This window comes from Faecalibacterium gallinarum (assembly GCF_022180365.1).
In the GTDB taxonomy this organism is placed as follows: Bacteria; Bacillota; Clostridia; order Oscillospirales; family Ruminococcaceae; genus Faecalibacterium; species Faecalibacterium gallinarum.
Window position 1 is genome coordinate 13,503 of record NZ_BQKV01000003.1, and the last position, 22,744, is coordinate 36,246.

Genomic DNA, 22,744 nt, shown 5'->3' on the forward strand with positions numbered 1-22,744 from the left:
TGTGTTTCGACTTTGGAAAGGAGCAATCACCATGGCTAAGGTTAAAACTTTCAAGACCATTTTCCCCGCTGTTTCTGTTCCCCTGAACGCCGACTACTCCATCAACGAGCCCGAGTTCCGCGCCTACCTGCGCTGGATCAAGAGCTTCTACGGCAAGGGAATCGAGGGTCTGGTCTGCAACGGCCACACCGGTGAGATCACCGGCCTGACCCGTGCCGAGCGCAAGCGTGTGGTGGAGATCTGCGCCGAGGAGTGCGGCGACGTGATGACCATCATCTCGGGCGTCAACTGCGAGAACACCATCGAGTCCATCGAGATGGCCAAGGAGGCCAAAGAGGCCGGCGCCGACGGCATCCTGCTGATGCCCCCCCACATGTGGCTCCGCTTCGGCATGAACGCCAACGCTCCCTTTGAGTACATCAAGGACGTGGCCGAGGGCGCCGACATCGACATCATCATCCACCTGTACCCCGCCACCTCCAAGGCCTTCTACCCTGTGGAGACTCTGATCAAGATGTGCAAGGAGATCCCCCACGTCAAGTGCATCAAGATGGGCACCCGCGTCACCTCCATCTACGAGCACGACGTCCGCAAGCTGCGTGAGGAGTGCCCCGACATCTCCCTCATCACCTGCCACGACGAGACCCTCTGCGTCAGCTGGTTCCCCGGCATGGACGGCGCTCTGATCGGCTTTGCCGGCTGTGTGCCCGAGCTGATCTGCCCCGCCTGGGACGTCTTCCGCAACCCGGACAAGCACACCCTGAAAGAGGCGCAGGACTGGTCCAACCGGATCTACCACATCTCCCAGGCCATCTATGGCGGCGGCCAGCCCTCCGGCGAGGCCCACGCCCGCCTGAAGGAGGCTCTGTATCAGCGGGGCATCTTCTCCAACGCCCTGATGCGCAAGCCCGTCCTGCCCCTGAACCAGGAGGAAAAGGACTGGGTGGCCCTGGGCCTCGAGCGCAGCCAGCTGCCCGCTGTGGACATGGAGCAGTACAAATAAAAATTTGACCCTCCTTGTCTGACATCAAGTGACCTTTCGTGGGGCGCTGCCGGAGCGCAGCGCCCCTTTTTTTACGAAAAGGAGCTTCCTTATGAGTGAGAATAAAACTGTCTATGGCGCTGACATTAAACGACTGCCCCTGCGGGAACTGCTGAAACGGATCGGCCCCGGTCTGGTGGCCACCGGCATCGTCATTGGCCCCGGCGCGGTGACCACCGCCGCCATGCTGGGCGCAGACTACGGGTACTCCCTGGTCTGGCTGATTATTCCCATCATCTTTATGGGCATCACCTTTATGATGACCACCAACCGTCTGGCCATCATCACCGGCATGCCCACCATCCACGCCATCCGCAAATATTACGGCCGGGCCGCCGCCTATGTGGTGGGCATCGCCGTGTTTATGGCCTGCCTGTTCTTCACCATGGGCAACATCTCGGGCACCGGCGCAGGCATGAACCTGATTTTTGGCGTCAACTGGAAACTGGGCTCGGTCATCATGATTGCGGTGGTGGTCTACTGCTACTTCGCCAAGAACGTCTACTCCAAAGTGGAAAAAATCATCACCCTCTGCATCCTGGTGATGATCGTCTCCTTCTACGCCACCCTGATCGGCGTGGGCGGCCCGGACTGGGGCGCCTTCGGCAAGGGGCTGGTGAGCTTTGAGATCCCCGAGGGCAGCCTCGCCACCGCGCTGGCCTTTATCTCCACCAACGCGGCGGTGACCTCGGGCATCTACGCCACCTACCTGGGCAAGGAAAAGAAGTGGAAGAAAGAGGACCTGTTCAACGGCGTTATGTTCACCGACGCCCTGGTCCACATCATCAGCGTGGTGCTGATCTCGGGCGCCATCATCCTGGTGGGCGCCGTGGTGCTCCACCCCCAGGGGCTCTCCATCTCGGCCCCGGCCCAGCTGGCGGAGCTGCTGGTGCCCATCATGGGCGGCGCGGCCCGGTACATCATGGGCCTGGCGCTGCTGGGCGCGGGCTTCTCCTCCCTGCTGGCCAACACCCAGCGCGGCATGGTGCTGCTGGGGGCGGGCCTGGACAAGGACGTCAGCCTGGAGAGCAAGTTCATCCGGATCGGCTGCCTGATCTGCCTGGCCTTCGCCATGGTGATCTGCTACAGCTACGACGGCTCTCCCACCCAGCTGATCCTGATGGCCAACATCGCCACCTCCATCGCCACCCCGGTGGGCGGCCTGTTCATCCTGCTGCTGCTCTGGCGCAATGACGTGAACGAAGGGTACAAAAAGCCCACCGTCCTCCGCATCTGCATGACCATCAGCTACATTTTCGCCCTGATTATGACCGGCTCGGCCCTGTCCGGCCAGCTGCCCAAACTGATGGCCCTCTTCGGCCTGTGATCCTTAGGGGAAACCTCCATAACAACCCTTGTGGATAAAACTCTGCCAAAAGCATGGCGGCCCCCGCGGCGTTTTCTGCCGCGGGGGCCGCTGTGTTTTTGTATGGGTTAGAGCTGCCCCGCCACCAGGGCCGCCCCCGAGAAGATCAGGAGCAGGATCACCGCTTTTTTGATCCGCTTCTCGTCCAGGTACCGGCTGCTGAAGATCCCGAGCCCCAGGCCTGCCAGCATGGCGGGGGCCAGGGTCAAAGCCTGGAAAAGAGAGGCCGGGGTCAGGATGCCCCAGAGAGAGTAGAGCACCAGCCGGAGGGTGTTCTCGGCAAAAAAGACGACGCAGATGTTGGCCTTGAAGCCGTGGCTGTCCTCAGTGACCCGGCTGACGTAGGCCCCCAAAAGGGCCCCCACCCCATACAAGCCGCAGAGCAGCCCCGAGAGCACCCCGATGACCCCCAGGGCCAGCCGGGAGCCCCGGCCCTTGGCGGGGTGGGACTCGGACCAGAGCATTTCCACCCCCACCAGGACGATGGCCGCGCCGAAGAAGAGTTTCACCAGGGAGGTATCGGCGTTCTTTAAAAAGAGGATGCCGGGGACGCTGCCCGCCAGCACCAGGGCCGCCAGGGGCAGGCAGACCGACCAGCGGATGGATTTCCGCTCCCGCCAGGCGACGATCAGGTTGGTGGGGTAGCCCAGCACCAGCTCCACGGGGGAGATGTTGGCGTTGTCGTTCCCGAAACTTAAAATGGTCGTGAACACCAGGGTGTTGGCAAAGCCGCAGAGGCCTTTAATGAAAAACGCGCAGACCGTGGCGGTGATCCACCAGAACATATTGTAATGCGCCTCCCGATTCCTTATACTGTTGGATGATCCCTGCCGGTGCGCGCCCGGCAGCGGGAGTTATTCTACCATAAAGAGGCGAATTTTGAAAGCCGCAGGCCCGCCCGGGAGAGGGGGCCAAAAATATTTTTTGAAAACTTGCAGGGTTTTCTCCCTGGGGCTCGTATTGATGGATAGAAAGGGCGCGGGGGGTGCAGCGCCTGCGGGAGAGGAGGGATGCCGGACGGCTGGAATGACAATCCGAGAATTTTCTGCCCTGGTGCAGAAATACCAGGGGCTGGTGTACACGGTCTGCCACCAACTGGTGCCGGACGGCGAAGAGGCCCAGGACCTGGCTCAGGAGACCTTCCTGGCGGCCTGGCGGGCCATCGACCGCTGCCCGGCGGGGTACGAGAAACAGTGGCTGGCCCGCATCGCCGCCAACAAGGCCAAGGATTACCTGCGCAGCGGCTGGGCCCGCCGGATGGACACCCCCGGCGACGAGGTGCTGGCCCTGGCGGGGGCCCCGCCAGGCGACGGCCCCGAGGCCCGGGCCCTGGACACCCTGGGGGCCGAGGCGCTGGAAGGGCTGATCCTAAACCTGCGGGAGCCCTACCGCACGCCCTGCCGGCTCTGCTGGCTGGAACAGCACTCCGTCCGGGAAGCGGCGGCCCTCTGCGGCCGGCCCGAGAAAACGGTGAGCGCCCAGCTCACCCGGGCCCGGCGGATGTTGCAGGAACAGATACTTACCATGGAAAGGGGGAACGGCGATGGAGCTGTTTCGGGAGGATGGCTGTCTGACCGACGAGGGTCTGGACGCCCTGATTCATAACCAACTGGACGAACTGGGGCGGCTGGAAGCCGCCGAGCATCTGTCCTACTGCGACCGGTGCCTGGACCGGTACACGGCCCGGCTGACCGGCGAAACCCTGGAACAGCCGCCCCGGGGGATGAGCCGCCCGGTGCTCCAGACCATCTGGGTCCGGGTGATGCAGAACTTCTATGGCCGGGCCGCCGTGGCCGGGGTGGCGGCGCTTTTGGCCCTGACCATCTGGGGCAGCGGGGCCTTCCGGCTGGCCCTGAGCCGGGGCCACAGCCTGGAGCAGACCCGGCCGTCCAGCGGGGCCACCCCGCCCGCGCCCCAGATGGTCGAGCCCGACCGGCCCGGCCACCTCTACGACAAGCTGTTCGAGGCCTGGGGTGCCCTCTTCACAACCGACGAAACCAATACCACGAGGTGATCTACAATGAAAAACGGATTTTTGACCTTCTGCTTTGCCTTTGTGCCCGGGGCCGGGCAGATGTACCAGGGCTATATGAAGCGGGGCCTCTCTCTGGTGAGCCTCTTCTGCGGGGGCTTTGTGCTGGGCTGGCTGGCCGAGCCCCTGCTGGCGGTGACCCCCATTATCTGGATGTACAGCTTCTTCGACACCTTCAACCTCCGGGCCCAGCTGGGGGCGGGCAACGCCCCCGCCGATGATTTCCTGATCCACCTGGGCCGGGACGAGAGCTTTGAGCGGCTGCTGGCCCGCCGGCACAAGCTGTTCGGCTGGGGCCTGGTGGCGCTGGGCGGCTATATCCTGTACGACGAGTTTATCCTGGGCACCCTGGAACGGCTGTTCTGGACCTACGACGTCCGCAACTGGATGCTCCGGGCGGTGTATGAGCTGCTCCGGGAGGTGCCCCAGCTGATCCTCTGCCTGGCCCTGATCCTGTTGGGTCTCTGGCTGGTGCGGGGGCCCCGGAACGCCCGGAATACCATCCCCGGCCCCGAGACCGGGGACGCCGGTTACGACGGGGACGAGGATTTCTGCAACTATATCGCACAGGAGGAGCGTGACGACCATGACGACCGAACCGAAGAAAACTGAACCCATGGAGGGAGCGGCACCCGTTCCCCCGGCCCCCAAGGCTCCCCGGCCCGCCGCCCCGGACCGTCCGATCCGCCGGGTGGGCAGCATCACCCTGGGCTTTGCCCTGATCGCGGCGGGGGCGTTCTTCCTCTTGTTCTACTTCTGGCCGGCCTTCAACTGGCAGCTGGTGCTCAAGCTGGCCCCGGCCCTGGCGCTGGTGCTGCTGGGGTGCGAGGTGCTGTACAGCGCCGCCCGCCCCGGCCGGTGGAAATACGATTTCCTCTCGGTGTTCGCCTGTCTGGCCCTGATGGGCGGGGCCTTCTGCCTGGCCTTTGTGCCGGTGGTCTGGGAGCGGATGGGCCCGGCCCGGAGCATCCGGGAGCAGCAGCTTACCGACGGTTATATTGACCAGCTGTATTCCGACCTGGAAAGCCAGGCGGGGCAGATCCGGCTCAAGGATCTGCGGGGCAACGTCTACCTGAACACGGTGGACGAGGAGCCCGAGCGGCTGGACCTCTCGGACGACGCGGCCCGGCTCTACCTCTGGGTGGAGCTCTACGGCCCCTACGAGGGCAGCGAGGACTTTGCGGCGGACTGCCGGGCCCTGACCGACGTGATCCGCAGCCAGGCCCACCAGCCCGAGGAGGTTTACTTCTACTACGACTACCGGCCCGAGGGTCGCCCCGACCAGGAGCTCCAGGGCGGCCGGCTGGAGCTGGAGCTGATGGGCCCGGTGCAGCTGGACTGGACCCAGGCCCAGATGGCCGAGCAGGTGGAGGCCGAGGGCTGTTTCGACCCCGCCGAGAGCCTCCCGGCCGAGTCGGAGCCGGCGGCCGAAGAACCGGCAGCCTCCCAGGCCGCAGAGACCGCGGCAGAGGCGGCCTGAGAGAGAACCCAACTATAAACCATATACCCCAAGAGAACACCCCCGGGCGGCCTGCCTGGGGGCTTTTTTTAGGGAATAGGGAAGGAGACCGGCGGGCTGCGATGACCCTTTGGGAGAGCCGGAGCGTGGCAGACGGCGGTTCCCGCTCCCTGCCACGGAGGCCGCCGCCCTTGCGCCGGGGGGCTTCTGGGCGGGCGCCTGGCACCCATCGGAGGGGGCGCAGGCGGGGCCGCTGCCCGCCTTTTTGGAGGCGCTGCTGCAACCCGCGCCCCCGCTGGGTTCTAGCCTCTCCCAGAAGAAACCCGCCCCCCCAAGGGAGGGGGCGGGGCAGTGGCCGGCCGGAGAAACACCGAGGGCCCTCCCGCACCGGGAGGGCCCTCTCGTTCGCCGTGAGAAAAGGGAATAGACGCAACAAAGGCCGGGCGGATCACCGCCCGGCCTTTGCCGGTATCCCAACGGGCGGCTGCCCGCTGGAACGATGCTTAGGGATTGGAAACTGATGGATCTGCCTGACAACCCCCGACGGGGGACTGTCTAAGAGAACAGGGCCACCGGAAAGTCAAGAAGGTTTGGGGGTTCAGAATCAGAAGATGCCGATGGCGCCGCCCAGAATGCCCAGAACCAGCAGCAGAGCGATGCACTTGACGGGGGTCCAGCCCTTCTTCTTCATCAGAGCGAACAGAACCAGAGTGATGGTCAGGGGGATCAGCTTGGGCAGAACGCCGTCCAGGATGCTCTGGATAACGATGGGGCTGTCGCCGTTCTCGATGACCAGGTTGATGGTGGTAGCGCCGTAGTTGGAGGTCAGAGCACCAACAACGAACACGCCCAGCATGGAAGCCGCACGGGTGAACTCCTTGGCGTTGGCAGTCAGCAGCTCAATGGCCTTGGTGCCCAGGTTGTAAGACCAGTACATCAGGAAGAAGCGGCAGGCGAACTGAACCACGTTGAAGATCAACAGGAACAGGATGGGGCCGGCCAGCGAGCCATTGATGGCCATGTTCGAGGTGATACCTGCGGTGATGGGCACCAGGGTGAACCAGAAGATGGCGTCGCCGATGCCGCCCAGGGGGCCCATGGCCGCCACGCGGACGGCACGGATGGTGTTGATGTCAGCCTTCTGCTGCTCCAGGGACAGGACAATGCCCATCACGAAAGTGACCAGGAAGGGGTGGGTGTTGAAGAACTCCAGGTTGTGCTGCATGGAGATCTCCAGGTCTTCCTTGTTGTCGGCGTGGATCTTCTCCAGGCCGGGCAGGATGCAGTACAGCCAGCCGCCAGCCTGCATGCGCTCGTAGTTGAAGGATGCCTGCAGGTTCAGGGAACGGAAGACCATCTTGTTCAGCGTCTTTTTATCGAGCGGCTGAGCCGGGGTCAGATTGTTGTAATGAGTAGCATCAAATGCCATCTTCGTCGCCTCCATTCACAGTTGCACCAGCGCCGGCGCTCTTGATGGCGCAGCGAGTCTGGAAGTCGTACAGAGCGATTGCAATACCAACGAAAGCAACCAGCAGCAGGGCAGAGCCGGACAGATCGGGGATGTAGCCGATGACGGTAGCCAGAGCGAAACCGGCAAAGTAGATGCCCCAGTAATCGTTGGAGAGCATGATCCGCAGCAGGACGGCGAAACCGACGTAACGCATCATGCCGCCGGCAGCGCTCAGACCGTTCATGAACCACTGGTACTTGTCGGACAGAGCGCTCAGGGTCTCGCCCATTGCGGCGCCGCCCAGCAGGCCGGCGGTGCAGACGATGGCGAACAGAACGCCCAGGATAGCCATGGCCAGGTAGTTCAGACGGACAATGCCCTTGGTGTCGCCCTTCTGAGCCATCTTATCCGCAACAGACATCATGGGGGACATGGCGGTGAACAGCAGGGTCACCATGTACTGACCAATGATGGCGAAGGGAACAGCCAGGCCGACCGCAGCGGTGGTGTCCAGACCGGAAGAAATTGCGAAAACAGCAGCCATGATGCCGCCGATGACCGCGTTGGGGGGCTGTGCGCCGCCAACGGGCATGTTGCCGATGGTCATCAGCTGATAGGTACCGCCGACCACCAGACCGGTGGGCAGATCGCCCAGGATGGCGCCGATCACAGCGCCGGTGACGATAGGCTGGTACAGAGATTCCAGGAAGTCGAACTGGTCAATCGCAACGATAAACACGAAGAGAAAGACCAGAATAATCTGAATAGCACTAAAGCCCATGATTTATTCTCCTTTACACAAGTTCGCAGGAGAAGCGGTTTACTTGAACAGCTTCTCGATGCTTTCGGCCGGCTCGGTGGGCACCCGGCGGATCTCCAGCTCCACGCCCAGATCCCGCAGCTTCTTAAAGGCCTCGACATCCTTGTCGTCCACAGCCACAGAGCCCGCGACCTGGCGCTTGCCCTCGGCCATGTGCATGTTGCCGATGTTGACCTTCTTGATGGGGACGCCGCCCTCAACCAGCTTGAGAACATCGGTGGGGTTCTCCGCCACGATGAAGATCAGCTGTTTGTCGGACGCCTTGTGGATGGTGGAAATGGTTTTCTCGAGGGTCCAGTACCGCATGGAAGCGTAGCTGGGGGCGGCCATATCCATCAGGCCCTGGCGGAGCTTGTTGCCCGCCACCTCGTCGTTGGCGACGAGGATCAGGTTCGCGCCGATGGCGCCGCACCACTGGGTGGCCACCTGTCCATGGACCAACCGATTGTCGATTCTGGTTAAAACGATGTTCGGCATGTAAAGATTCCTCCTTAACTTTTTTGCCCTGAGTTTCCAATTCAAGGTACCCTTATTATATCGAAAATGCGTTTTAAAGTCTTTGCACTTTTTAGTAATTCATTGCCGAAAATTGGTGAATGTGTGACTTGCCGTCAACGAAAAGTGTTTAATACTGTCAAAATTGACAAATCGCACTTTTATGGTATTATAATATATACAATACGGAGGAACCTACGCTTATGCAGACTGAAACTTCCAGCGCCAGTTTTCTGGAATACGGCTCGGCCTACCGCACGCCGATCCCCCAGAAAGGCGGCTCTCTGATCCGCCAGGCAACCACACAGACTGCCCGAAATTACGTAACACAGTTGTATTGCTTCAACTGTGATGTCTTTTTGGAGATTCATGAGGGGCTGGCCGCCCTGCTGGTGGCCCACGAGCCCGACCCAAAACAGCTCCAGGAATTTTCCATGAACCACCTGGTCCGGATAAAGGCCGGGGTGTTTTATGCTGTGGTGGCCACCACCCCCCAGGTGGTCTACGACACCATCGTGGACACCCGCTATCACCTGAACGTGGTGCCCCTGGCCGCCCCCTATGAATACAAGCACCGCCTGCCCCGGATCGAGGCCACCAACATCCTGGGGCACTTTTACCGCATCCGGAACGGGGGGTACCAGTTCAAGGGCGAGCGCCACGACTTTTTCGAGCTGACCTATGTGGACACCGGCCGGCTCAACACCGAGGTGGACCACAAGCTCTATGAGATCGGGGAAAAAGAGATGATGATCTACGCCCCCGGCCAGTGGCACACCCAGTTTACAAACGAGGGCCAGACCGCCTCTTATGTGACCATCCTCTTCACCATGGGGGCCGAGCCCTCGGTCCAGGGGGAGTGGTTCCGGCCGCTGGTCAACCGGGTGTTCCCCTACGACAAGAAAATCTATACCCTGATCCGCACCCTCGTCCAGGAGAGCACCACCGGCGTCCCCTACATGTACTCCCTGATGAGCTGCCTTCTCTCCGAGACCATCATCCGGCTGCTCCAGAGCCAGTACCTGGCGCCCCCCAAACAGCAGGAAAAACCGGTGAGCATCTCCCGCCAGAACTACCAGGACGATCTGTTCCAGCGGATCGAACAGTACATCAACGAGCGGATCTACGAGCCGCTGACCATCGCCGACATCTGCCAGCATTTTTCCCTCAGCCGCTCCTCTCTCCAAATTCTATTCAAGACGGCGGTGAAACAGACCCCCAAAAAGTACATCAGCGACCTCAAACTGGAAAAGGCCTGCCAGATGCTCCAGGAAAACCGCTACACCATCAGCGAAATTTCCCTGCGGCTGGGGTACAGCTCCATCCACTACTTCTCCAACGCCTTCAACCGGAAATACGAGGTCTCCCCCAGCGAGTACGCAAAACGCTTTTATCAGCAGCCGGGGAACACCGCCCGGTAAAGGAGGCGCAGTTATGAAAATCGGCATCATCGGCACTAGTTTTATCCTGGCCAGCATCCTGCCCCAGATGAAGCGGGCGGGGATGGAGCTGGGGGCGGTCTGCTCCCGCCGGGAGGAAACCGGCCGCGCCCTGGCGGCGGAACACGGCATCCCCGCCGTCTACACCCAGTTGGAGGAGATGCTGGCCGATCCGGCCCTCGACTGGATCTACGTCTGTACCCCCAACAGCCTCCACTACCCCCAGGCCAAAGCCGCCCTGGAAGCGGGCAAAAACGTCCTGTGTGAAAAGCCCATGGTCCCCACGGAAGGCCAGGCCCGGGAACTTTCCGCCCTGGCCCGGGAAAAAGGGCTCTGGCTCTTCGAGACGGCGGCCACCGCCTACCACCCGAACTACCAGCTCATCCGCCGTCGGCTGCCCGAGCTGGGGGACATTCAAGCGGCCCTGTGCTGGTTCTGCCAGTATTCCAGCCGGTACCAGGCCCTTTTGGACGGGCAAAACCCCAACGTCTTTAACCCGGCCTTCGCCGGGGGCGCATTGATGGACCTGAACCTCTACAACATCCACTTTGCGGTGGGGCTGTGGGGTCCGCCCCAGGGGGTGAAATACCTGGCCCACACCCACACAAACGGCATCGACACCCACGGCCTGGCCCTGCTGGAATACCCCGGCTTTGTCTGCCAGTGCATGGGCGCCAAGGACGGCCAGGGCAAAAACGAAGTCCAGATCGTGGGGGAGAAGGGCTACCTGCGGGTGACCCCCGGGGCCAGCAACTGCCAAAAGGTGGAGTTTTCCCTCCGGGGCCGGGAGCCCGAGGTCATCGAACTGCCCGAAAACGGTTGGCACTACGAGATGCAGGCCATCGCCGGGATGGTGGCCCGGGGGGACCGGGCGGAATGTGACCGGCTTTTGGAAGTTTCCTGCCAGGTGGCCCGGGTGCTGGAAGAGGCCCGGCGGGACGCGGGGCTGGGCTTTTGAGCCGGGGCGCTGTTAATTATTGCAAAAACCCGGTTAAAAGTCGTAATTGAAAACCCGTCGCACCCTGATATATAATGATAGAAGAAGGATAAGCTCCTCCCGTCCCGTCGGGGCGGGAGACTGACGGTTCAAAACGTAACGTGAAAAGGAGAGCTGATCGTATGCTGGTTACTGCTAAACAACTGATGCTGGACGCCCAGAAGGGCGGCTACGCCATCGGCGCTTTCAATGTTGAGAACATGGAGATGGTCCAGGCCGTTGTGGCCGCCGCCGAGGAGCTGCGCTCCCCGGTGATCATCCAGACCACCCCCTCCACCCTGAAGTATGCTTCCCCCGAGATGTTCTACGCCAACGTGGCCGCGGCCGCCAAGGCTGCCTCGGTGCCCGTGGTGATGCACCTGGACCACGGCAGCAGCTTCCAGCTGGCCATGCAGGCCTTCCGGGCGGGCTACACCTCCATCATGATCGACGGCTCCCACAGCTGCTATGAGGACAACATCGCCGTGACCAAGGCTGTGGTGGATGCCTGCCACCCCGCCGGCGTCCCCGTTGAGGCCGAGCTGGGCAAGGTGGGCGGCAAAGAGGACGATCTGGACGGCGGCGACGGCGGTTACACCGTGCCTTCCGAGGCGGCCGACTTTGTGGCCAAGACCGGCGTGGACTCCCTGGCCGTTGCCATCGGCACCGCCCACGGCGTCTACAAGGGCGTGCCCAAGCTGGATGTGGAGCGCCTGAGCCAGATCCGGGAAGTCGTCTCCATCCCCCTGGTGCTCCACGGCACCAGCGGCGTGCCCGACGACGCCGTGCGGGAGTGCATCCGCCGCGGCATCTGCAAGGTCAACTACGCCACCGACCTGCGGATCGCCTTCAGCACCGGCCTGAAGGAGTACCTGGCCAAGGACCCCGACGCCTTCGATCCCAAGAAGTACAACGCCCTGGGCCGCGAGAAGGTCAAAGAGTACGTCATGAGCAAGATTCTGGTCTGCGGCAGCAACGGCCGCGCCTGAGACGGTAAGCCCCGCCGGGGGAGAACGAGCCCGGCGTTTCAACCACCCATAGGACAGGAGGCCCTCTCATGAAGATCATTCGCGCAAAAGACTACAAGGATATGTCCCGCAAGGCCGCCAACATCATCTCGGCCCAGGTGATCATGAAACCCAACTGCGTTTTGGGCCTGGCCACCGGCAGCTCCCCCGTGGGCACCTACGCCCAGCTGATCGACTGGTACAACAAAGGGGACATTGATTTCTCCGAGGTGACCACCATCAACCTGGACGAGTACCGCGGCCTGCCCCGGGAGCACGACCAGAGCTACTGGTACTTCATGCACAAGAACTTCTTTGACAGCGTGAACGTCCAGCCCGACCGGATCCATGTGCCGGACGGCTCCAACCCCGACGCCGAGGCTGCCTGCCGGGAGTACGACGCCATCATCCGCAACGCGGGCGGCATCGACCTCCAGCTGCTGGGCATCGGCCACGACGGCCACATCGGCTTCAACGAGCCGGGCCAGGCCTTCGAGCTGGGCACCCACTGTGTGGATCTGACCAAAGAGACCATCGAGGCCAACAAGCGCTTCTTCAACGGGGACGAGTCCCTGGTGCCCCGCCAGGCCTACACCATGGGCATCAAGACCATCATGCAGGCCCGCAAGGTCCTGATGGTGGCCAGCGGCGCCGACAAGGCCGAGATCATCAAGAAGGCTTTCTTCGGCCCGGTGACCCCCACCGTGCCCGCCTCCATCCTCCAGATGCACCCGGACTTTATCCTGGTGGGCGACGAGGCCGCTCTGAGCCTGATCTGATCCCTACATAAAGAACCTATCATTCCCCCTGTGAGATTTTGCGATCTCTTACCCGGTGCCCGGGGCCGCAGCGCCTGCCTGCTGCGGCCCCGGGCGTTTTGTTTTGGCAAAAAAAGGCGCAAAAAAGCCGGGGGCGGCGTTTGGGGGCCGCCCCCGGCGAATGGGGGATGATGGTATTCAGTCTTTCACCAGGGCCTGCACTGCATAGCGGGAGATGGTGAGGACGGTCTTGGGGGCCACCTCCACCCGGAGGGTATCCTCGTCCATCCCGGTGATGGTGCCGTAGATGCCGCCGGCAAACATGACCTTTGAGCCGACTTTCATTCCGGTTTGGAGATCGCCCACGCTCTTCCGCTTGGCGCGCATGCCCCGGGCGGAGATCGCGACGAGGATCAGGGCGATCACGCCCATAATCACCGCGATGGTGATACAAGTCCATCCAATAACTTCCCAATTCATGACAATGCTACCCTCTCTGTGTTATAGATTGCGGTCAGATTCCGTCTTCCTCGGCGTCGTCCTCGTGAATCTCCAGGACGAAGGGCACCAGGCAGTCCTTGCCCACTTCGATCAGCTCGTCGGCCAGGGCCTTGGGGTCGGACTCGTCCTCCACCAGGGTGGCGCCGGTGACGATCATGGGCAGGTTGGTGCCTGCCACTACTTCGATCTTCTGGTCGGGGCGGGCGTACTTGCACTCCACGGCCGTCTTGAAGGGGGAACCGCCGGGCAGATCCGCCAGGACCACCACGCCGTCGCAGCTGGACAGAGCGTCGAAGGCCGCATTCAGCTGGTCGGCCAGCTGCTCGGTGGACATCCCTTCCAGGAACTTGACGTACTTGATGACCTCGCACTCGCCGGCAATCATCTTGGCGGCGCTCTGCATGCCGGCGGCGAACTCGCCGTGGCCGGTAATCAACAAACCTACCATAATATTACTCCGATCTCTTTGTTATTTCAAGGTGTAGGGGTAGAGGGTGACGCCCTTGACCACCCGGTTCACTTCGCCGGTGGGGCAGGGGTTGTCGGGGGTGATGCCCAGGGACAGGGACTTCATGACGGCCAGGGTCTGGGCGAAGAGGATGTAGTCGAAGCCCAGCAGCACGTTCTCCTTGTAGCTGCCCACGGGGATCCGGACGATGTAGTCCACCAGATCCTCCAGGCCCTCGACGGGCTGGTTCATGACGGCCACAATCTTGTTGCCCTTGCGCTGGGGGCCCATCTCCTTGATCAGGTCGATCTCGTAGCGGCGGCGGTACTCGTCATCGCTCAGGTAGACCACGGTCAGGGTGCGGGGGTCGATGATGGACTTGGGGCCATGACGGAAGCCCAGGGGGGAGTCGTACATGGTGGCCACCTGGCCGGCGGTCAGCTCCAGCATCTTGAGGGCGGACTCCTGGGCCACGCCCTTCAGGGCGATGTTGCCCAGATAGACGATCCGGTTGAAGTCGAACTCGTCCACGATCTGCTTGACCTGGCCGTACTGCTCGTCCAGGAAGTGCTCGGCGGCCTTGGCCACCTCTTCGATCTCGGCGGTCAGCTCCTCCAGGCGGTCCAGGTTCAGGGCCAGATAGGTGGCCATGTACATATTGGAATAGCTGGAGGTCATGGCGAAGGACTGGTCGTGGGTCTCGGGGGTCAGGTTGAGGGCGAAGCAGTTGGTGCGGTCGTTGGCCAGCTTGGACAGGGTGCCCTCGTGGTTGCAGGTGACAAACAGGTGGTACAGGTTCTTGCAGACCACCTCGGCGGCCTGGACAGCGCCCAGGGACTCGGGGCTGTTGCCCGAGCGGCCGAAGCTGATCAGCAGGGTGGGTTTCTCACGGGAGAGGAAATTCTCCGGCGAGGGGACGATGTCGGTGGTGGCGTAGCTCTTGACCTTGTAGTTGTACTTCTGGGCCAGAGCCTGGAACAGCGAGTTGCCGACAAACTCGCTGGTGCCCGCGCCGGTGAGGACGATGTCAAAGTCCTCGGCCTTGACAACCTGGTCCAGGAACTTCTGCAGCTCGTCCTTGCAGGAGGCCAGCTGGGCGCAGGTCTTGCGCCAGGTGGCGGGCTGCTGGTAAATTTCGTGGATGGTGTAGCTGGAGAAGGTCTCCTTCATTTTCTCTTCAGACAGATTAAAAATGTTCATGGTTGCAAACCTCCTGTCGGGTGTTTCTGGTGATTTCATTATATCGCACCTTTCTTCCAAAAAACAACCCAAATACTAAAAGCGGCAACAAGTGAGCTAAAAATTGCAAATATTTTTGGCCGCAGGGGCGTTATAATATATGCAAGATAACCAAGATGGGCGGTTTTTTGCCCTGTGAACCCTGGATTCAAAGGAGGCCAGCTTTTTATGATTCTTCAAAGCAAAAAGGTATGGATCGCCGACCAGTTTGTGCCCGCCGCCGTCCGGCTGGAGGGAGGCAAAATCGCAGAGATTTCCCCCTATGGCAGCGGCCCGGTGGATGTGGATTACGGCGACAAACGCGTCGTCCCCGGCTTTATGGATATTCACTGCCACGGGGCCTTTGAGTTCGACACCAACGACGCAAACCCCGAGGGCCTGCGCAACTGGGCCAAGAACATCGTCACCGAGGGCGTGACCAGCTTCCTGGCCACCACCATCACCCAGAGCGAGGAGGTCCTGACCGCCGCCGTGGCAAACGTGGCCAACGTGATGGAGGAGGGCTACGAGGGCGCCGAGATCCTGGGCATCCACTTCGAGGGGCCCTATCTGGATATGGTGTATAAGGGAGCCCAGCCCGAGCAGTACATCGCCAAGCCCACCATCGAGCAGTTCAAGCGGTACCAGGCCGCCGCCAAGGGCCACATCAAGTACATCACCATGGCCACCGAGACCGACGAGGATTTCGCCCTGACCCGCTACTGCGCCGAGCACGGCGTGGTGGTGAGCATCGGCCATTCCGCCGCCACCTATGACCAGGCGGTGATGGCCTGGGCCCACGGCGCCCGGTCCATGACCCACGTCTACAACGGCATGACCCCCTTCAACCACCGGGCCAACGGCCTGGTGGGGGCGGCCTACCGCATCCGCACCATGTACGGCGAGATCATCTGCGACGGCAACCACTCCACCCCCGCCGCCCTGAACAACTACTTCATGTCCAAGGGCCCCGACTACGCCATCATGATCTCGGACGCCCTGATGGCCAAGGGCACCCCCGTGGGCAGCAAGTTCCTCTTCGGCGGCAATGAAATTGTCATCTACCCCGACGGCAGCGCCCACCTGACTTCCACCGGCGGCCTGGCGGGCTCCACCCTGCGGCTGAACCAGGGCCTGCGGATCCTGGTGGAGGAGGCCATGGTGCCCTTCAACTACGCCATCAACGCCTGCACCATCAACCCCGCCAACTGCCTGGGCGTGGCCGACCGCAAGGGCTCCATCCAGGTGGGCAAGGACGCCGACCTGGTGGTGCTGGACACCGATTACACCGTATTGCAGACCTATTGCATGGGCGAGCCCAAGCTCTGAGCCAAAGAGGAGGTTAAAACCATGAAACACCCCTTGCAGGAAATGATGGAAAAGCGCCGCCAGGGCATCCGCTGCGGCATCCCCTCGTATTGCAGCGCCAATGAGCTGGTGCTGGAGATCGCCCTCCGCCGGGCCAAGGAGCGGAACACCCCCGTCCTGATCGAGGCCACCGCCAACCAGGTCAACCAGTTCGGCGGCTACACCGGCATGGTGCCGGGGGACTTCTATCAGATGGTGCTCAAGATGGCCCAGGCCATCGACCTGCCTGAAAATAGGATTATCCTGGCGGGCGACCATCTGGGCCCCCTGACCTGGCAGAACCTGCCCGAGGAAAAGGCCATGGAGAACTCCCGGGAGCTGGTCTACCAGTACGCCCGGGCGGGCTTCACCAAGATTCACCTGGACACCAGCATGAAGGTGGCCGACGACCCCGAGGGGCTGCTCTCCACGGAGGTGGTGGCCCGCCGCGGCGCCGCCCTCTATAAGGCCGCCATGAAGGGCTATGAGGAGCTGAAAGCCGAGAAGCCCGACGCCATGCGCCCGGTCTTCGTCATCGGCAGCGAGGTGCCCATCCCCGGCGGCGCCACCGAGGCCGAGGACACCCTGGCCGTCACCAAGCCCGAGGCATTCCGGGACACCGTCTCCACCTACCAGCGGGTCTGGGCCGAGGAGGGCGTGGGCGACGGCATGGCCGACGTGATCGCCGTGGTGGTTCAGCCCGGCGTGGAGTTCGGCGACGAGCAGGTCTTTGACTACAACCCCGCCGCCGCAGTAGACCTCTGCGCCGCCCTGAAGGAGTTCCCCGGCATCTGCTTTGAGGGCCACTCCACCGACTACCAGACCGCCCAGGATCTCTACAACATGGTCACCGACGGCATCGCCATCCTGAAAGTCGGCCCCGCCCTGACCTACGGTCTGCGGGAGGCGCTGTTCTCCCTGAGCATGATGGAGAAGGAGCTGGTGCCCGAGGAAAAGCGGGCCAACTTCATCGAGACCCTGGAAGAGGTCATGCTGGCCAACCCCGCCAACTGGGCCAAGCACTACCATGGCGACGAGCGCCAGCTGGCCCTTTGCCGGAAGTACAGCTACTCCGACCGGGCCCGGTATTACATCGGCCAGCCCGAGGTGGTGGCTGCCATGAACAAGCTGTTCGACAATCTGCGGGAGTATCCCATCCCCATGAACATGCTGCACCAGTACATGCCCCTCTCTTACAACAAGATCCGGGCCGGCGAGCTCAAGCTCGACCCCCGGGAGCTGGCCATGGACGGGGTGACCCAGTTCATGCTGGACTACGAGAGCGCCGTCTAACCCCCGCGCCTGCCCCGCTCTGACATAAAAACCCGTCCCCCTTAGCTGCTGGGGGACGGGTTTTTATTCGCGCCGTTTTCGTCCGCGCCGTAACTTGATGGAAACCGGGAGGCTCATGCCGCGGCAGCTGTACGTGCTGCGGACCATGAAGTTGAAAAGGCAGCCGAACGGTTTGACCGGCTGGCCCCGCACCTTCGGGCCGCGTTGTGGACCGACTTGCGGGGACTGCCGGGCGAATCCGGGCGGCGGCCCTTAGAGCAGATGCCGACGGTTTATTTCCCCCGGAGGGGGAACGCCGCGCAGCGGCAAGGGGGGTACATTAAATGGGCGGGCAACAACAGCGACCGCTGCCAGTGGCAGGGGGAGGGAGCTGTTGTTGGCGCCGCGCTCCAATATTTGCAAGTGTGCTAGTCACGCCGCAAATATTGGCTAAGCGCAAGAGGAGGGTGGGTTAAAATAATTTTTACAGCTTCCCCTCCTGGATCATCTCCAGCGCATGGTTCAGGGTGGGGCAGACCGCCGCCACCGCCTGTTCCAGCTCGGGGGTGGGGGGCACCTGGTCGGGCACCAGAACGGTGGTGCATCCGGCCTTGACCCCGGCCCAGCCCCCCTGGCGGCTGTCCTCAAAGACATAGCACTCGGTGGGGTCGGCCCCCAGCTCCCGGGCCGCCAACAGGAAGATATCCGGGGCGGGCTTGCAGTGCTCCACCTGCTGGCCGCTGACGATGTGGGAGAAATACTCCCGGATGCCGCCCACTTCCAAATGATGGCGGATCACCTCCGGCCCGCTGGAGCTGGCCACCGCGATCTGTACCCCCTGGCCCTTGAGATAGGAGAGCAGCTCCACCACGCCGGGTTTCAGATCCACCTGGGTTTCCATCCGCTTCATCCCCCGGTTGTGCCACTCCTGCCAGAAAACCGGCGGGTTGAGGGTGGGGTAATACTGGTGGATGATCTGCATCTCGTAGTCGCCGCAGGTGCCGCAGACGTCGTGGAAAAACCGGGGGTCCACCGTCAGGCCCCGCTCGGCGGCCATCTCCTCGAACACCACCCGGAACACGTGTTCGCTGTCCACCAAAAGACCATCCATATCAAAGATTGCGTACCGTTTCATGGCAGAAATCCTCTTTCTTTCCCGGGGGGCGCCCCGCTGTTGTGGCGGCCCGGAATCGGGGCCGCAGAATCCCCTTTATTCTACCATATCCGCCCGGCGGCCACAAGCCGAACGGCCCCTTTTCCGGCTGGGTTTTGGCCCCGGAAAGTGAAAATTCTTGGTTTTGCTTGACAAACCCAAAAGCTGCGGTATCATCTGTTTTATAAACCGCGAAACGTTGCCAAAGCAAAGCCCGGGCCGGGGTCTGTGTACCCCCGTCCCCCCCGGGCGGAAAGGAGCTTTTTTATGGCAAAGATTTATACTTCGGCCGAGCAGCTCATCGGCCATACCCCCCTTTTGGAGCTGGCCCGGCTGGAACAGGCCGAGGGCCTGAGCGCCCGTCTGCTGGCAAAGCTCGAATACCTCAACCCCGCCGGGTCGGTGAAGGACCGGGTGGCCCGGGCCATGATCGAGGACGCCGAGGCCAAGGGCCTTTTGAAAGAGGGCTCGGTCATCATTGAGCCCACCTCGGGCAACACCGGCATCGGCCTGGCGGTGATGGCCGCCGTCCGGGGCTATCGGGTCATCATCGTCATGCCCGAGACCATGAGCGTGGAGCGCCGCCAGATTATGAAGGCCTACGGCGCCGAGCTGGTGCTCACCGAGGGCGCCAAGGGAATGTCCGGCGCCATCGAGAAGGCAAACCAGCTGGCGCAGGAGATCCCGGGGGCCTTCATCCCCGGCCAGTTCGACAACCCCGCCAACGCCGCCGCCCACGAGGCCACCACCGGCCCCGAGATCTGGGCCGACACCGACGGGGCAGTGGACGTCTTTGTGGCGGGCATCGGCACCGGCGGCACCATCACCGGCGTGGGCCGGTACCTCAAGAGCCGGAACCCCAATGTCAAGATCGTCGGGGTGGAGCCCGCCGGCAGCCCGGTCCTCAGCGGCGGGAAAGCCGGCCCCCACGGCCTCCAGGGCATCGGCGCGGGCTTTGTGCCCGGGGTGCTGGACACCGGCATCTACGACGAGATCATCCCGGTGAAAGAGGCGGACGCCTACGCCATGGGCCGGGCCATCGGCCAGAAAGAAGGGGTGCTGGTGGGCATCTCCTCCGGCGCGGCGGCCTGGGCCGCGGTGCAGCTGGCCCGGCGGCCCGAGTACGCGGGCAAGAACATCGTGGTCCTGCTGCCCGACACCGGCGACCGGTATCTGTCTACCCCCATGTTTAATATCTGATTCCGCCGGGGGAGGGGCGAATGGACTCTAATTCGCCCTTCTTCCTCAAACAGCCCCGCCGGGTTGACAAGCCCGCCGGGGCTGTGCTATGTTTGCGGGGACAAAACCGAAAGGAAACACACTGCCCATGCACTATTACGCCGCCCCCATGGAGGGGCTCACCGACCGGGTCTTTCGTCAGGCCCACCAGGCGGTTTTCGGCCCTGAGGCCGCGCCGGAGAGGTATTATGCGCCCTTTATTTCCCCGCCGGAGAACCGGGTCCTCATCCCCAAAAAGATGGCCGAGGTGGCCCCCGAACAAAACCCCGGGGCCCCGGTGATCCCCCAGCTGCTGGCGAAAGACGGCGCCCTGGCCGCCTGGATGATCGGCCAGCTGCGGGGGCTGGGGTACACCGAGGTGAATCTCAACTTCGGCTGCCCCTCGGGCACCGTCACCGCCAAGGGCAAGGGGGCCGGGATGCTCCGCAGCCCCGCCGCCCTGGATGAATTTCTGTATACTGTCTTTGACCAGGCGGGCGGGCCGGTGTCGGTCAAGACCCGGCTGGGGGTGGCCGACCCCGACGAGTTCGGCGAAATTCTGGAAGTCTACAACAAATACCCCCTCTGTGAGCTGATCATCCACCCCCGGGTGCTGAAACAGCTCTACCGGGGCGAGGCCGACCGGGCCGCCTTTGCCCGGGCCTTCGGTCAGTGCAGGATGCCGGTCTGTTATAACGGGGACATCACCGCCCCGGGCCAGCTCACCGGGCTGGAAGGGGAGTACCCCGGCCTTGCCTCTGCCATGGTGGGGCGGGGGCTGATCGCCGACCCGGCCCTTTTCCGCCGGGCAAGGGGCGGGGCCCCCGCCACCCGGGAGGAGCTGCGGGCCTTTGCGGCGGCCCTCTACGCCGGGTACACCGAGGCCTTCGGCAGCGCGGGGTGCGCCATCAGCCGGATGAAGGGGTTCTGGCAGTATCTCTTCGGCCGGTTCGAGGGGGCCGAAAAGCTGGAAAAACAGCTCCGCAAACAGCGCCAGCCCTGGGAATACGAGGTGACGGTGGGCCAGATCTTCGCCCAGCTGCCCCTCCGGGACGAGGCCGAATAAACAAAAAACCCGCCGCCCGGATGGGCAGCGGGGGACGGGTTGGGGGATCAGACGTTCAGGTAGCTGCGCAGCAGGGCCTGAAGCAGATCGTAGCGGTCGATTTTTCGGATCAGGGAACGCGCGCCTTTGTGCGTGGTGATGTAGGTGGGGTCCTCCGAAAGGATGTAGCCCACCATCTGATTGACCGGGTTATAGCCTTTTTCCTTGAGCGCAGCATACACTTGCTGCACGATGTCGCGGATCTCGTCGTCCTTTTCGTCGTGGATGGAGAAAATAGCAGTAGGTTCGCCCACGCAATGCACCCCCTTATATAATACTATGGTTTATTTTACACGAATTGGCCCGAAACTTCAAGTGTATCCTGCTGGAATTGCGGGATTTATCCCCCGGGCCGCCCCCCAAAAAAGGAGCGTGACGCTATTTTATGCTGTATGGTATTGGATGCGACCTGTGCGAAATCGCCCGGCTGGAGAAAAGCCTCTCCGGCCCCCACGGGGCGGCCTTTGCCCGGCGGGTGTTCGGCCCGGCGGAGCGGGCGGCCCTGGGCCTGGAGGTTGGGGCCCCCCTCTCCCATAAAACAGCGGCCAGCGCGGCGGCCAACTTCGCCGCCAAAGAGGCTTTTTTAAAGGCGGCGGGGACGGGCCTCGCAGGGCCCTTCTCCCTGGCGGAGATCGAGGCGGTGCGGCTGGAATCCGGCGCGCCGGAATATCGCTTTTCCGGCCGGACGGCGGCCTGGGTAGCCGAGCGGGGCCTCGCCGCCCGGCTCTCCTTAAGCCACGACGGCGGGGTGGCCCTGGCCTTTTGCACCCTGGAAAAATGATTGGAACCCACCCGCCCGCCCTTTTTAATGTACCCCCTGGGCCCTGCGGCCCCGCCCCCCGTGGGGGCTCTAAACCGAAAACGGCGGCTATCTCTAAAACCGCCGTCTGGATTCGCACGGAGTCCAAACGGGGTTTGGGGCGGAGCCCCAAGTTCCTTAAAAGGGCGGGTGGGAGGGAGGATAGATCAATAGCGCACCACCTGACCGAATCTGAAACAATAGGAACTTTGGCCGCCCTTGCCCGGGAGCCGCTGCAAAAATAACCCACCTGCCTTTGGTACTTGTCAATTCGTAATTCCTGCGCCGCGCCGCATAAAATGGAACAGCACCCCGTGTGCATAGCCGCCCCGCCTTTGGGCAATACTGCTTGTGAACCCAAAGGGGCGGCGGCCGCGCACCACATAGGCGGCTGCATCCCCCAATTTTTCAAGGAGGGACGTTCCATGGAGGTACACAGAGGAGAAGTTTTCTACGCCGATCTTTCGCCGGTGGTCGGGTCGGAGCAGGGGGGCGTCCGGCCGGTGCTGATCGTCCAGAACGAGATCGGCAACCGCCACAGCCCCACCGTCATCGCGGCGGCCATTACATCCCGGCTGGATAAAACCCGGCTGCCCACCCACATCAACATCCGGGCGGCGGACACCGGCCTGGCCAAGGACAGCGTGGTCCTGCTGGAGCAGATCCGCACCCTGGATAAACACCGCCTGCGGGAGCGGGCCGGCCAGATTACCCCCGAGGATCAGAAACGGGTGGATCAGGCCCTGGACGTGAGCCTGGGGCTTGGCAGCTACTGAAAAAGATGTGAAAAAACGCGCCGCGCGGCACAGCAAAAAGGACGCTGTGCCGCGCGGTTTTTT

25 protein-coding genes are annotated in these 22,744 nt (G+C 62.6%); 16 read left to right on the forward strand and 9 right to left on the reverse strand.

Going from position 1 to position 22,744, the window contains the following annotated elements; genetic code table 11:
* Positions 1-31 precede the first annotated feature (31 nt).
* On the forward strand, positions 32-1,003 hold the full coding sequence (locus tag JCM17207_RS00355; RefSeq protein WP_238315468.1) for a dihydrodipicolinate synthase family protein: 972 nt from the start codon (positions 32-34) through the stop codon (positions 1,001-1,003).
* 91 nt (positions 1,004-1,094) lie between these two features.
* A complete protein-coding gene (locus tag JCM17207_RS00360) occupies positions 1,095-2,369 on the forward strand; it encodes an Nramp family divalent metal transporter (protein ID WP_238315469.1) in 1,275 nt (424 codons plus the stop codon).
* A 107-nt stretch (positions 2,370-2,476) separates the two neighbouring features.
* Here JCM17207_RS00360 and JCM17207_RS00365 read toward each other — a convergent pair whose 3' ends face one another.
* The gene (locus JCM17207_RS00365; protein WP_238315470.1) at positions 2,477-3,193 is read right to left on the reverse strand and encodes a sulfite exporter TauE/SafE family protein; all 717 of its coding nucleotides are present in this window, start codon (positions 3,191-3,193) and stop codon (positions 2,477-2,479) included.
* Positions 3,194-3,434: 241 nt separating this feature from the next.
* On the opposite strand from JCM17207_RS00365, the gene JCM17207_RS00370 reads away from it, so the two are divergent.
* From JCM17207_RS00370 to JCM17207_RS00385, 4 genes are read left to right on the forward strand one after another with little or no spacing between them, the layout of a single operon-like run.
* Complete coding sequence (locus JCM17207_RS00370; RefSeq protein ID WP_238315471.1) at positions 3,435-4,013, forward strand: RNA polymerase sigma factor; 579 nt, start codon at positions 3,435-3,437, stop codon at positions 4,011-4,013.
* Entirely contained in the window at positions 3,952-4,422 is a 471-nt protein-coding gene (locus JCM17207_RS00375; RefSeq protein WP_238315472.1) for a hypothetical protein, read from the forward strand. The genes JCM17207_RS00370 and JCM17207_RS00375 overlap by 62 nt, the downstream gene beginning before the upstream one ends.
* Before the next feature lie 6 nt (positions 4,423-4,428).
* Complete coding sequence (locus JCM17207_RS00380) at positions 4,429-5,052, forward strand: hypothetical protein (RefSeq protein ID WP_238315473.1); 624 nt, start codon at positions 4,429-4,431, stop codon at positions 5,050-5,052.
* Positions 5,027-5,920 (forward strand): hypothetical protein, encoded by an 894-nt coding sequence (locus JCM17207_RS00385; RefSeq protein WP_238315474.1) that lies wholly within the window; start codon positions 5,027-5,029, stop codon positions 5,918-5,920. Before JCM17207_RS00380 ends, JCM17207_RS00385 begins: the two co-directional genes overlap by 26 nt.
* 583 nt (positions 5,921-6,503) lie before the next feature.
* On the opposite strand, the gene JCM17207_RS00390 is transcribed toward JCM17207_RS00385, so the two are convergent.
* The 3 genes from JCM17207_RS00390 to agaV are packed head-to-tail and all read right to left on the reverse strand — an operon-like array spanning position 6,504 to position 8,646.
* A complete protein-coding gene (locus JCM17207_RS00390) occupies positions 6,504-7,328 on the reverse strand; it encodes a PTS system mannose/fructose/sorbose family transporter subunit IID (protein WP_238315475.1) in 825 nt (274 codons plus the stop codon).
* Positions 7,318-8,130, reverse strand: a complete 813-nt coding sequence (locus JCM17207_RS00395) for a PTS mannose/fructose/sorbose/N-acetylgalactosamine transporter subunit IIC (RefSeq protein WP_238315476.1) — start codon at positions 8,128-8,130, stop codon at positions 7,318-7,320. The genes JCM17207_RS00390 and JCM17207_RS00395 overlap by 11 nt, the downstream gene beginning before the upstream one ends.
* Before the next feature lie 39 nt (positions 8,131-8,169).
* Entirely contained in the window at positions 8,170-8,646 is a 477-nt protein-coding gene (agaV, locus tag JCM17207_RS00400) for a PTS N-acetylgalactosamine transporter subunit IIB (protein WP_238315477.1), read from the reverse strand.
* A gap of 221 nt (positions 8,647-8,867) precedes the next feature.
* On the opposite strand from agaV, the gene JCM17207_RS00405 reads away from it, so the two are divergent.
* From JCM17207_RS00405 to nagB, 4 genes are all read left to right on the forward strand, one after another.
* On the forward strand, positions 8,868-10,085 hold the full coding sequence (locus JCM17207_RS00405) for an AraC family transcriptional regulator (RefSeq protein WP_238315478.1): 1,218 nt from the start codon (positions 8,868-8,870) through the stop codon (positions 10,083-10,085).
* A 13-nt stretch (positions 10,086-10,098) separates the two neighbouring features.
* Positions 10,099-11,061, forward strand: coding sequence for a Gfo/Idh/MocA family protein (locus JCM17207_RS00410; RefSeq protein WP_238315479.1), 963 nt, complete (start codon positions 10,099-10,101; stop codon positions 11,059-11,061).
* A 161-nt stretch (positions 11,062-11,222) separates the two neighbouring features.
* Positions 11,223-12,068 (forward strand): class II fructose-1,6-bisphosphate aldolase, encoded by an 846-nt coding sequence (gene fba, locus JCM17207_RS00415; RefSeq protein WP_238315480.1) that lies wholly within the window; start codon positions 11,223-11,225, stop codon positions 12,066-12,068.
* A gap of 68 nt (positions 12,069-12,136) precedes the next feature.
* Positions 12,137-12,865 (forward strand): glucosamine-6-phosphate deaminase, encoded by a 729-nt coding sequence (gene nagB, locus JCM17207_RS00420; protein WP_238315481.1) that lies wholly within the window; start codon positions 12,137-12,139, stop codon positions 12,863-12,865.
* A gap of 177 nt (positions 12,866-13,042) precedes the next feature.
* Here the strand turns inward: nagB and yajC are convergent, their stop codons facing one another.
* From yajC to JCM17207_RS00435, 3 genes are read right to left on the reverse strand one after another with little or no spacing between them, the layout of a single operon-like run.
* The gene (yajC, locus tag JCM17207_RS00425; RefSeq protein WP_238315482.1) at positions 13,043-13,324 is read right to left on the reverse strand and encodes a preprotein translocase subunit YajC; all 282 of its coding nucleotides are present in this window, start codon (positions 13,322-13,324) and stop codon (positions 13,043-13,045) included.
* 34 nt (positions 13,325-13,358) lie between these two features.
* On the reverse strand, positions 13,359-13,793 hold the full coding sequence (locus JCM17207_RS00430) for a PTS sugar transporter subunit IIA domain-containing protein (protein WP_238315483.1): 435 nt from the start codon (positions 13,791-13,793) through the stop codon (positions 13,359-13,361).
* 21 nt (positions 13,794-13,814) lie between these two features.
* Positions 13,815-14,993: an SIS domain-containing protein gene (locus JCM17207_RS00435; protein WP_238315484.1), complete on the reverse strand. Its 1,179-nt coding sequence runs from the start codon at positions 14,991-14,993 to the stop codon at positions 13,815-13,817.
* 207 nt (positions 14,994-15,200) lie between these two features.
* On the opposite strand from JCM17207_RS00435, the gene nagA reads away from it, so the two are divergent.
* Positions 15,201-16,340, forward strand: coding sequence for an N-acetylglucosamine-6-phosphate deacetylase (nagA, locus tag JCM17207_RS00440; RefSeq protein ID WP_238315485.1), 1,140 nt, complete (start codon positions 15,201-15,203; stop codon positions 16,338-16,340).
* Between the two features lie 21 nt (positions 16,341-16,361).
* The gene (locus tag JCM17207_RS00445; protein WP_238315486.1) at positions 16,362-17,651 is read left to right on the forward strand and encodes a class II D-tagatose-bisphosphate aldolase, non-catalytic subunit; all 1,290 of its coding nucleotides are present in this window, start codon (positions 16,362-16,364) and stop codon (positions 17,649-17,651) included.
* 463 nt (positions 17,652-18,114) lie between these two features.
* Here the strand turns inward: JCM17207_RS00445 and JCM17207_RS00450 are convergent, their stop codons facing one another.
* Positions 18,115-18,765 (reverse strand): HAD family hydrolase, encoded by a 651-nt coding sequence (locus JCM17207_RS00450; RefSeq protein WP_238315487.1) that lies wholly within the window; start codon positions 18,763-18,765, stop codon positions 18,115-18,117.
* 285 nt (positions 18,766-19,050) lie between these two features.
* On the opposite strand from JCM17207_RS00450, the gene cysK reads away from it, so the two are divergent.
* Together cysK and JCM17207_RS00460 are read left to right on the forward strand one after the other, a co-directional pair.
* Entirely contained in the window at positions 19,051-19,983 is a 933-nt protein-coding gene (gene cysK, locus JCM17207_RS00455) for a cysteine synthase A (protein WP_238315488.1), read from the forward strand.
* Positions 19,984-20,110: 127 nt separating this feature from the next.
* The gene (locus JCM17207_RS00460; RefSeq protein WP_238315489.1) at positions 20,111-21,067 is read left to right on the forward strand and encodes a tRNA-dihydrouridine synthase family protein; all 957 of its coding nucleotides are present in this window, start codon (positions 20,111-20,113) and stop codon (positions 21,065-21,067) included.
* A 47-nt stretch (positions 21,068-21,114) separates the two neighbouring features.
* Here JCM17207_RS00460 and JCM17207_RS00465 read toward each other — a convergent pair whose 3' ends face one another.
* Positions 21,115-21,360 carry an IreB family regulatory phosphoprotein gene (locus JCM17207_RS00465; RefSeq protein ID WP_238315490.1) on the reverse strand — a complete coding sequence of 82 codons (246 nt, stop codon included), beginning with the start codon at positions 21,358-21,360 and terminating at the stop codon, positions 21,115-21,117.
* 131 nt (positions 21,361-21,491) lie between these two features.
* Between JCM17207_RS00465 and JCM17207_RS00470 the strand changes: the two genes are divergently transcribed.
* Together JCM17207_RS00470 and JCM17207_RS00475 are read left to right on the forward strand one after the other, a co-directional pair.
* Entirely contained in the window at positions 21,492-21,887 is a 396-nt protein-coding gene (locus tag JCM17207_RS00470; RefSeq protein ID WP_238315491.1) for a holo-ACP synthase, read from the forward strand.
* A gap of 443 nt (positions 21,888-22,330) precedes the next feature.
* Entirely contained in the window at positions 22,331-22,681 is a 351-nt protein-coding gene (locus JCM17207_RS00475) for a type II toxin-antitoxin system PemK/MazF family toxin (protein WP_238315492.1), read from the forward strand.
* Positions 22,682-22,744 lie beyond the last annotated feature (63 nt).